Here is a 9,864-nt window from a genome sequence, read left to right as displayed (position 1 = left end):
ATGAGAGAAGGTTGGTGTACCGTTCCCGAGCGGACAGCGGGCCCGAGCGGACAGCGGGCCCGAGCGGACAGCGGGCCCGAGCGGACAGCGGACCCACACGCAAAGGAAGCCGAGCAGGCAGCGGGCGCGACCCACCAGCGAGGGCGAGTGGAGGGCGAGCGCGATCCGGCAGCGAGGGCGATCGGAGAGCGGGCAGGATCCGGCAGCAGGCCCGCGTGGGCGGCGGAGCATCGGCAGGTCAGCGACCTCAAGGGCGGGTGGCTGCTTGGAAGTACTCGCCGTCCCCGATCAAGAACCCCGTCCGATCAGGCCGCACAGCGCCCGCCTGCCGCCGCAACCCAGGCCCCGGACATTGGAAGAGGTCGCCGATATGTGCTCGGGGGTACACACATCGACGACCTCTACCGGAGAATCGCCCCCCCTTACACCAGTGTTACAGGGTTTCTCCGATAATTTTCTGCCACCGCAAAGTTGGGGCTCCAGCCGCCATCGATGACGGTCGGTTACCTGCCGAATACGGCAACATGGGGCAACGCCTCACACGAACCCCCAGGGATGGACTAGTGGCCACCTCAGATCCGGTCTACCTGCGTGTCGTCGAAGACATTCGACGGCAGATCACCGACGGCACCCTTCCCCCAGGCGCGCCGATCCCATCGCGGGCGCAGCTGACCCGTAAGTATCAGGTCGGCGAGACCGCAGCCCGGCACGCGCTACGCGTGCTCGCGGGCGAAGGCCTCATCATCGGCCGCGTGGGCTCGGGTCATTATGTAAGGGAACGCCCTGACCTGACATCGCTCTACCGATGGCGCTTTCTTGATCACCCCGCCCCGTTCGCCGCCGACCTGCAGTCTCAGGGCAGGCGCGTGACGTGGGACTGGCATAGCGAGCCGACCGAAGCAGGACCCGACATCGCCAGGCGTCTGCGCCTCAGCGAGTCGACCACGCTGACCAAGACCCACTACATCTTTCGTGGAGAGGGCAGACCGCTGCAGCTGGTCACCTCGTACGAGCCACTGGAGTTCGCCCCCCATTCGGAGGAGGAGCGGCGGAGCCTGGTCGCGAGGATGTTCGCGCATGGTGTGAAGGTCACCGAGGTGGTCGAGAGCGTGCACACCCGCGTTCCCCGCCCGGCGGAGAGCGACGCGCTCGATCTGGCGGCCGGCATCCACGTGCTGCACGTCGAGCGCACCCACTGGGCAGGCGACCGCCCCGTGGAGACCAGCGACATCGTCATCCCAGGCGACCGTTTCAGAGTCACCTACAGCATGCCCGTATAACTCCAAGCCCCCACGACTCCGGGCGAACCCCTATCGCCCGGAGCCGGACACCCCTAATCGGCGACGACCGCGATGAGCTTCGCCGCCGCGATCGACCGGGCGTACCTTGCCTTGGTCGACTCGCGTCCACCGGGTTCACGCTGGAGCCGTGGACACGGACGAGCACCTCCCCCCGGCTTCGGCTGCGGCTGGGGAACGGTGCGTACGCTCAGCTGACCGGGATCGCCGTAGCGGTCGCATTCGACGGCGCGCATCATCGGGCCGGTCCCTCAGCCATCGAGACGACGAACTTCCCGCGGTGCCGCATGCCCGCGAAATCCTGAAAAGCCCGGACAGCGTCGTCGAAACCGTACCGGCGGCTGATCGGATCGGGCAGCGTGCCGTCGAGCAGGCGGGCGGCGATCGTCGGGAGAGTGTCGTTCCGGACCTTGAGCGTGCCCATCACGACGGTCACGGTGAGATCGTCCCGGCCGAACGCGGACGGTTGGGGCGAGCCGGGCGTGGTGCTGAGCAGGCGTCCTCCCGGCCGGAGCGCCTTGGCCGCCTCAATCAGCGGCTCGCCCTTGAGCGCCAGGTTGATGATCGCGTCGACGCCGCCGGGATGGCGACGCAGCGTCTCCTCAGCGATGTCGGTCTCGAGGTAGTCGATCAGGCTGCCCGCTCCGAGCTTGCGGACATAATTCTCATCCTCCCCTGTGGTCGTGGCGATGATCTCGACGCGTCCGGCCAGCAGCGGCACCACGACGCTGCCGATTCCCCCGCCGGCGCCGATCACCAGCACCTTCTCGCCCGGCTCGAACCCGCCTGCCTCGACCACCGCGAGCCCGGTCATGCCTGTGCTGGGCAGCGCCGCCGCCACCTCCGGGCTCACTCCGTCCGGCCGGCGAGCCAGGTACGCGCCCGCCTGGAAGACCGCGTACTCGGCCATCGCCCCCGACGTGACCGCGGAGATCCCGACGCCCTGCGCGAACGACGGCGGAGCACCGAACCCGAAGACCTCCTCGCCTACCGAGAACCCGTCCACGCCGGGGCCGAGTTTCGTCACCGTTCCGGCGAAGTCGGTGCCCGGTATGTACGGGAAGTCCAGCGGCACCATCTCGCGGATGGTGCCGTCGGTCATCAGCAGATCGGCGGGGTTGATCGAGGCGGCGCGCACCCGTACCTGGAGCCAGCCTGGGCCGGGCTCGGGGACGGGGCGGTCTTCGATGGTGAAGAGGTCCGGCGGTCCGTATTGCCTGGCCACGAGTGCTTTCATGGTCATCCTCCATGCGCGACAATGTGTCTCAATCAAGGCATGCTGTCCGGGAAGCCATGCTGCCGGTGTCGCGGATGGGGTGGCCAGTCGCAATTCCGGGGAGATGTACCGGCCTGGACAAGGAGCGGAATTTGTCTCAGCCAACCGACAACGTCCGGGTACGCCGTACGCGGAAACTGCTGCGAGACGCGCTGGTCGAGCTCATCGAGGAACGCGGGTTCGAACGCCTCACCGTAGGCCAGATCACCGAACGGGCCATGGTGAGCCGAGCCGCCTTCTATCGCAATTACCGCGACAAGTACCACCTCGTGGAGCAGATCTTCGACGAGGCGATGGAGGCGCTGCTGGGCACCATGGCCGACGAAGACGAACGGCCTCCCATCGAACGTTGGGTCGCGTTCTTTGAACATGTCGCCGGATATCGGCGTTTGTACGGCGCGTTGCTCGGCAAGAAGGGCAGCCCGTGGTTCGCGGCGAAGATGCAGTCCTCGCTCTCGAACAATGTCGCCCAGCATCTCGACTCGATCCCGACGTCGGGTGGCTTGGTGCCGACACTGCTGGGCGGCATGTTCGTGCAGGCGATCACGTGGTGGCTGGAGAACGAGCGTCCGCTTTCACCGTACGAGATCGCCACGGAGACGGCACGACTCGCCTCCGCCGTGATCACCGAGGCCAACCGCCCACCAAGTTGACACTCACGGCATTCCACACGCACGACAACGAACCGAAGACCCCAAACGCCCAGGTCAGAGATTGTCGGTGCGCGTTGATACAACGGGTGCGGAGGTTGCCGATGCGAGTCAAAGACCTGCCCAAGAGCGACCGGCCGCGCGAACGGCTCATGTCCAGCGGCGCCGCCGCGCTGGCAGACCGTGAGCTGCTGGCCGTGCTGCTGGGCTCAGGGTTCCGCGGATCGAGTGCCCTGGATCTGGCCAGCCAGGTGATCAAGCATTGCGGGGATCTCGATGGCCTCCGCCGTTCGGACCCGCATCGGTTACTTGCCGTGCCCGGAGTGGGGCCCGCCAAGGCCGCCAGGGTTGCCGCGGCCTTTCATCTCGTACGCCGTGCGGACGCATGGCCGGAGCGCGAACGGATCACCAGCACGTCCGACCTCGCCAACCACTGTGCGCCGCTGCTCCGCTGCCGCAGGCAGGAGCGGCTCGTCATGGTGGTGTGCGACACCCGCGGCAGGGTGCTGAAGCATTCGATCCTGACCGAAGGCGCGTCCGACCACACGCCCGTGCCGATCCGAGAGGTGATCGCGGAAGTGCTCACCTCGGGCGGCGCGATGTTCGGCCTGGCCCACAACCATCCGGGCGGCTCCCTCGAACCGAGCGCGGCCGACCTGGAGGCCACGGCCCAGCTCGTCCAGGCCGCCGAGACAGTCGGCCTGCGCCTGCTCGACCACCTGATCATCACGGACGCTGCTTGGCGGCGAATCCCTACATAATCGATTCCACTAGGGAGCATGAGCCCACCGCATACCAAAGGGAATCATCCCGTGTATAGCGCCGAACAGCAGTTTTCCAAGTGACGCCCATGAGAATCTAATAACCGCGGGTAGGCCGTTACGGACGTCAGCCGGCCATGACTCGCTGTGGCATGGTCCCACGCCTCCGGAGGGCACGAGACCATGCCCGTCGTACGCACCGATCCCAGGCGAAGCCCATCGCCCCTTGCCGGGCCATGGGCAGGCGCGTCGCCCGAGGTCACACAGGTGCGCCCCCGATGGCACGTTTGTGTGCCATCACCTGGGGTGTCCGGTTCGCGATTCGGCGGCCAAAGCGCGAACCGGGCACCCGTCCACTCTCATCCTCCGCACGCTGTCCCGTTCAACAATCTGGCCCAGGTAACCAGCGCTCTGGCGTAAACGGTCCGGAGACTTTCCTCGACCACCACTTCTTCGCCAATACGGCGGGTCCTGCGAATGAAGTATTCACCGGCACTCTCGCACAGCTCATAGAACGTTGGCGAACAAGCGCACGTGTAATCCTTGACCCTCACGCGTTCGGCGTACCGCCGCGCGGGATCCCACCTCATGGCCAGATGGCCCGGGAGTGGGTCCGGCACGTGGGCTGCGAGGTGGCAGCAGGGCAGCTCAAGAGGTTTGGCCATGGCCTGACGATACGTCTAGTCGTCTCCTTCTGTCTAGCTATAAAGAGCGCTCTGCCTGAGCAGACAGAACGATATGGGAGGTCTTGCACCTGTTGGTCTAAGTTGCATGCGTGCTCGACTACGACGGAGACACCCACATCTACCTCCAGATCGCGGAGATCCTTCGGCAGCGGGTCTCCGGGCTCGCGTCCGGACACCCTGTGCCGAGTGAGGCGGACATTCAGCAGGAGTTCGGAGTCGCCAGGACGACCGCCAGGCGGGCGGTTCACGTGCTTCGCGAGGAAGGGCTCATCTACACCGTTCAGGGCGAAGGGACCTTTGTCGGCGGACCTGACGAAGCCCCTCGTAAGCAGCGAAAAGTCCCTCTGTACCAGCAGATCGCGACGGACATCGCCGAGCAGATCCAGACGGGACAGCTCTCCCCGCGACGGCCTATACCGGGCGAGTCGGCACTGGTGGAGCAGTACAGCGTGGCCCGGGAGACGGTACGGCGGGCCATGGCGCTCCTACGGGAGCAAGGATGGATCTATACCGTCGCGCAGCGGGGCAGTTACGTGTCGCCGAAGGAGTCGTGGCCCCAGGTCTGACTCTGCTCGACTGCTTGTATCCAGACGTCTACGCTATGAGCATGCTCGACCGTGACGGGCCCGTCCCGATCTATGTGCAGATCGCCGATGCAATCCAGGAACAGATCACCAGTGGGCGATTGCGCGCCGGCGAGGCCGTGCCGAGCGAGGCGGCTCTGGAAGCGGCGTTCGGCATCGCGAGATCGACCGCACGCAATGTGGTTCGAGAGCTACGCGAGCGCCGGCTGGTCCACACCGTTCAGAGCGAAGGCACATACGTCGGGCCCACGGGTGTCCCGAGAATAAGGCAGACGAAGGCCCTTTACCTGGAAATCGCCGGTGATATCGCCGCGAGAATCAGGCGTGGCCAGTTCCAGCCGAACCGCGCGATATCGAGTGAGAAGGCTTTGATGCTGCGGCACGGGGTCGCGAAGGTCACGGTCCGAAAGGCCGTTGCGCATCTCCGGGAGCAGGGCTGGGTGTTCACGGTCCCCTATAGGGGAACATATGTGAATGAGCCCGAAAAGTGGCCCACGAATAGGGGCGCTTAGCGGCTCTTCATTTGGCCGCCGGCTTGTATATCCTTGAAGAGTGCTGGATCGCTCGAGTGGCACCTACCTCTACGTTCAGATCAGCGAAGTCCTCAAGACGCGCATAATCGAGGGGCTCTGCCCAGGAGATGTCCTGATCAGCGAGGCAGGGATCCAGCGGGAGTTCCGCGTTGCGCGCACGACCGCGCGCAGGGCGATTCGCGTGCTGCGGGATCAGGGGCTGGTCCATACGCGCCAAGGCGGGGGCACGTTCGTGAGTGCTCCCGGCGAGGCAGAGCCTCAGCAGGTTCCGCTGTACCGGCAGATCGCCGAGCGGATCCGGAAACACATCGAGGCGGGTGAGCTGGGCGCGCACCGTCCCCTTCCGAGTGAGGTCACGCTGGTGCGCCAGTACGGCGCCGCACGTGAGACTGTACGGCGGGCCATAGCGCTGCTCCGTGAGCAGGGGTGGGTCTTCACCGTTCCACATCGCGGCAGCTACGTCTCACCCGAGGAGCGGCGGCCCTCTTCGCCCCCTCCCTGACCGGCGACCCGGCCTTCCTGACCGGCCACCCGAGCTCCCTGACCGGCCACCCGGACTTCCCCACCGACCACCCGGGCTTCCTAACCGACCACCCGAGCTACTGACCGACCACGCGGAACCACAGGCAGACCACCGTCGTCGAGTCGTCCACTTCGGAGCCCTGGCCGGCCCAGTAGCGGCGGTGGGTTTCGCGCCAGTGCTCCGTCGAGCGGAAACCCTCGCCTTCCGCCTGAGCGAATTCCCAGGCGACCTCCGCGAACGGCGTCAGCTCAACCTTTGTTATTTCTATTTCCGCCACCTTGGCGCCCGCATTGTCCACGACGGCCAAGACCTCGCCGACGTGCTCCACCTCTTCATCCTCAGCGTGGTAGTCGAGCGGCAGAAGGCCGGCCGTGGCCGTTTTCGAGCCCGACAGGACCAGCCCGGTCAGCCAGGTGCGGAGTTCGCCGGGCGTGCCGAACTCCATGACTCTCATTCCGCCCATGCGAGGCCACATGGTCACATGTTAGAAGACCGGGATGATGTCCTCCGGGTCGATGAAGTCCACCTGCACGCCTTCCAGGTCCAGCTCCGGAATGGCGGGGAAGGCGATGCCCCAGCGCTCCACGATCGCGCGGATCCTGGCCATGGCCACACGCCAGTTTTCCGCCTGTTCCTCGTAGGACAGGACGCCGAGACCCGCCTGCCTGGCGTGGTCCATGAGGACACGGTGGTTGGGCAGGAAGTACGGCGGTAGCTCCCAGAAGCCCTCCGGCGGCTCCCAGAGGATCATGCTGAGGAAGACGAAACCGGCTCTGAGCTGGCGGGTGATGAGGACACGGGTCTCGTCGGTGAGCCCCGGCCATTCGTTCTCCAGGATCGTCATGCAGATCTGGAGATGGCGGGACTCGTCGCGCCCTATTCGCTGGAACATCTCGCCGAAGACGGGATGCCGGGTGCCGGAGGCCATGCCCCTGAAGAGCGTCGAGGCGGCCATTTCCCCCATCATGAAGCTGGTGAAGAGGACCGGCAGCGAATACTTGCCGACAGCCGAGGTGTAGCCGTTCCAGTAGCGGCCGCCGTTGTGGTAGAGCCAGCCGATGTTGTTGTGGGCGGCCGATTCCAGGTCGTCGGACGGGGTCCAGTTGAGCGGACCGCCGGGCCAGAGTTTGGCGATGGTGCGCTGGCAGCACTCCTCGTGGTTCATCTCGTCACGGGTGATCGAGAAGAAGCACTTCCTGACCGGGTCCTCTTCGTGCTTTTCGAAGGCCTGGATGGTGGCGCGGGCGAACACGGCCGGTCCTGACGCGTCGAAGTTCGCCAGGACCGCGAACCAGTACATGATGCCCAGGCGCTGCTCCCGCGTGAAGTCGTCCGGATCCAGGCCGTCCCAGGGCAGGTCGGCCGGGTTCCAGACCACGCGCTTGGACTTTTCGTAGATGGCGGCGAGTTTCTCGGTCTCGACCCGCCATTCCATGGGATAGATGTTGGGCTGCGGGATCTCCGGCGCAGGCCAGAAGCCGCCCTCTGGGATCGTGAGGTCCGCCATGTTGTGACACCTCCTCCCCCATCCTGCTGGGCGGCGTCACGGCTTTCAAGTACGGGCGCGCTGAGTGATGGCCACGCAAACGAGCACGGCCAGGGCCGCGACCACCGTTTCCGGCCCGAATCGCTCGCCCATCAGGACCCAGGCCCACAGGAGAGTGAGGAGGGGCTGGGTGAGCTGGGTCTGGCCCGCCCGGGCGATGCCGCCCTTTGCCAGGCCCGCGTACCAGGGGAAGAAGCCGAGGAACATCGAGACCAGCGACACGTACGCGAATCCCGCTATGGCCTGTGGGGTGGGATTTATGGGGGTGGCGAGGGCTATTGCCGTGGCCGTCGGGACGGTGAGGGGAAGGGAGAGGACGAGGACGCGAGAGATCACCTGCCAGCCCGGGGTTTCCCTGGACAGGCGGCCGCCTTCCGTGTAGCCGATCGCCGCCGATATCAGCGCGCCGACCAGAAGGAGATCGGGCCAGGCGGCCTTCCCCTGATGCTGGGTGAGAGTGAAGGCCGTTATGGCGATCGCGCCTGCCGCGCAGGCCACCCAGAAGAGGGGGCGGGGGCGCTCGGCCGCCCTGAGGACGGCGCAGGCGGCGGTGGCGGCGGGAAGGAGCGCTATCACCACCGCGGCGTGTGATGTGCTGGCGCCGAGGGCGAGGGCCAGGCCGCTGAAGACGGGGAAGCCGAAGACCACGCCCAGGGAGATCAGGGCGTAAGACGGCCAGTCCTGCCTTTTGGGGATCAGCTGGTTTTTGGTGGCTTTCAGGCAGACCAGGGCCACTACTCCGGCTACGGCCGCTCGGCCTATCGCGGCCAGCCACGGGTTGACGCCTTGCATGGCGTAGACGGTGGCCGGAAATGAGCCGGAGAACGCCAGGACACCCAGGAAAGCCAGGGCAGTGCCCTGGCGCTCGCGCCCGCCCGCGCGAGGGAGTGCTACTCCATCCGTGAGAGTAGCGCTATTCTGACTCTTCATGAACAACGATAGCAGTATCGCCCATATAGCCGCGATGCTGCGCGAAGAGGCCGCGCGGCTCGGCTCTGGGGCGCGGCTGCCGTCCAGCCGGGAGATCATGCGGCGGCACAACGTCAGCCCCGTCACCGTGTCCCGGGCCATCGGGCAGCTGGCCGCCGAGGGCAGGGTGGTCGCGAAGCCCGGTAGTGGGGTGTTCGTGACGCCGCAGGTCACCGGGGGAAGGGACGCCGCCGACCTCTCCTGGCAGACCGTGGCGCTCGGGGACCGGGTCGTGGACGGAGACTCCGTGGCGACGCTGCTCGCGGGGGCCGCCGAAGGGGTGGTACCCCTGACCGGCGGATATCTGCGGGCGGGATTGCGGCCGGACAAGCAGTTGGCGGCCGCTGCGGCCCGCGCCGTACGGAGGCCGGACGCATGGGCCATGCCGCCCCTGGCGGGCCTGCTCGAGCTGCGGAGGTGGTTCGCGAGGCAGGCAGGGGGTGACGTGACCGCGGCCGACGCGTTGATCGTGAGCGGCGGGCAGGCGGCGCTCACGCATGCCTTCAGGGCTCTGGCGGCCCCGGGCACTCCGGTGCTGGTCGAGACGCCCACCTATCCGGGCGCGCTCGCGGCGGCCAAGGCGGCCGGGCTGCGGGCCACGGCCGTCCCCATGGACAGGGAGGGCGTACGTCCCGAGCTGCTGGCCGAGGCGTTCGCCGTCACAGGGGCACGGGTCTTCTTCTGCCAGCCCACCCTGCACAACCCGACGGGAGCCACCCTGACGGTGGAGCGCAGGGAGCAGGTGCTGCAGGTCGCCAGGGCGGCGGGGGCGTTCGTGATCGAGGATGACTTCGCCCGATTTCTCACCGAGCAGGCGCCCCCTTCCCTGTCGTCCATGGACCAGCACGGCACCGTCGTCCACGTGAAGTCGCTGACGAAGATCCTGTCGCCGAGCATGCGGGTGGCGGCCGTCATCGCCAGAGGGCCCGCCGCCCACCGGCTGCGGGCGAGCCAGCTCGTGGAGTCGTTCTTCGTGGCGCGGCCGCTGCAGGAGACGGCGCTGGAGTTCGTGGGGTCGCCGGCCTGGCAGCGGCATCT

General features: G+C 66.8%; 11 protein-coding genes. 7 read left to right on the top strand and 4 right to left on the bottom strand.

Going from position 1 to position 9,864, the window contains the following annotated elements:
* Positions 1-563: 563 nt before the first annotated feature.
* A complete protein-coding gene (locus tag AB0J09_RS43995; RefSeq protein WP_360705050.1) occupies positions 564-1,280 on the top strand; it encodes a GntR family transcriptional regulator in 717 nt (238 codons plus the stop codon).
* A 253-nt stretch (positions 1,281-1,533) separates the two neighbouring features.
* Here AB0J09_RS43995 and AB0J09_RS43990 read toward each other — a convergent pair whose 3' ends face one another.
* Positions 1,534-2,535 (bottom strand): NADP-dependent oxidoreductase, encoded by a 1,002-nt coding sequence (locus AB0J09_RS43990; protein ID WP_360705047.1) that lies wholly within the window; start codon positions 2,533-2,535, stop codon positions 1,534-1,536.
* A gap of 11 nt (positions 2,536-2,546) precedes the next feature.
* Between AB0J09_RS43990 and AB0J09_RS43985 the strand changes: the two genes are divergently transcribed.
* The 5 genes from AB0J09_RS43985 to AB0J09_RS43965 all read left to right on the top strand — a co-directional run bounded on the left by AB0J09_RS43985 (position 2,547) and on the right by AB0J09_RS43965 (position 6,290).
* The gene (locus tag AB0J09_RS43985) at positions 2,547-3,227 is read left to right on the top strand and encodes a TetR/AcrR family transcriptional regulator (RefSeq protein WP_360705045.1); all 681 of its coding nucleotides are present in this window, start codon (positions 2,547-2,549) and stop codon (positions 3,225-3,227) included.
* 101 nt (positions 3,228-3,328) lie between these two features.
* On the top strand, positions 3,329-3,985 hold the full coding sequence (gene radC, locus AB0J09_RS43980; protein WP_360705043.1) for a DNA repair protein RadC: 657 nt from the start codon (positions 3,329-3,331) through the stop codon (positions 3,983-3,985).
* A 775-nt stretch (positions 3,986-4,760) separates the two neighbouring features.
* Positions 4,761-5,237 carry a GntR family transcriptional regulator gene (locus AB0J09_RS43975; protein ID WP_360705040.1) on the top strand — a complete coding sequence of 159 codons (477 nt, stop codon included), beginning with the start codon at positions 4,761-4,763 and terminating at the stop codon, positions 5,235-5,237.
* A gap of 41 nt (positions 5,238-5,278) precedes the next feature.
* Positions 5,279-5,767, top strand: a complete 489-nt coding sequence (locus AB0J09_RS43970) for a GntR family transcriptional regulator (protein WP_360705037.1) — start codon at positions 5,279-5,281, stop codon at positions 5,765-5,767.
* A 40-nt stretch (positions 5,768-5,807) separates the two neighbouring features.
* Positions 5,808-6,290 (top strand): winged helix-turn-helix domain-containing protein, encoded by a 483-nt coding sequence (locus tag AB0J09_RS43965; protein ID WP_360705034.1) that lies wholly within the window; start codon positions 5,808-5,810, stop codon positions 6,288-6,290.
* A gap of 97 nt (positions 6,291-6,387) precedes the next feature.
* Here AB0J09_RS43965 and AB0J09_RS43960 read toward each other — a convergent pair whose 3' ends face one another.
* From AB0J09_RS43960 to AB0J09_RS43950, 3 genes are read right to left on the bottom strand one after another with little or no spacing between them, the layout of a single operon-like run.
* Positions 6,388-6,756 (bottom strand): ASCH domain-containing protein, encoded by a 369-nt coding sequence (locus AB0J09_RS43960; RefSeq protein WP_360705031.1) that lies wholly within the window; start codon positions 6,754-6,756, stop codon positions 6,388-6,390.
* A 39-nt stretch (positions 6,757-6,795) separates the two neighbouring features.
* Positions 6,796-7,818: a hypothetical protein gene (locus tag AB0J09_RS43955; protein WP_360705028.1), complete on the bottom strand. Its 1,023-nt coding sequence runs from the start codon at positions 7,816-7,818 to the stop codon at positions 6,796-6,798.
* 45 nt (positions 7,819-7,863) lie between these two features.
* A complete protein-coding gene (locus AB0J09_RS43950) occupies positions 7,864-8,787 on the bottom strand; it encodes a DMT family transporter (protein WP_360705025.1) in 924 nt (307 codons plus the stop codon).
* Here AB0J09_RS43950 and AB0J09_RS43945 point away from each other — a divergent pair.
* On the top strand, positions 8,786-9,864 hold a 1,079-nt coding region (locus AB0J09_RS43945; RefSeq protein ID WP_360705022.1), incomplete at its 3' end, for a PLP-dependent aminotransferase family protein. The two genes, AB0J09_RS43950 and AB0J09_RS43945, sit on opposite strands and share 2 nt — an antisense overlap.

Source organism: Nonomuraea sp. NPDC049784 (assembly GCF_040659615.1).
In the GTDB taxonomy this organism is placed as follows: Bacteria; Actinomycetota; Actinomycetes; order Streptosporangiales; family Streptosporangiaceae; genus Nonomuraea.
The sequence above is the reverse complement of the archived record's forward strand: the minus strand, read 5'-3'. Positions and strand labels throughout refer to the sequence as shown.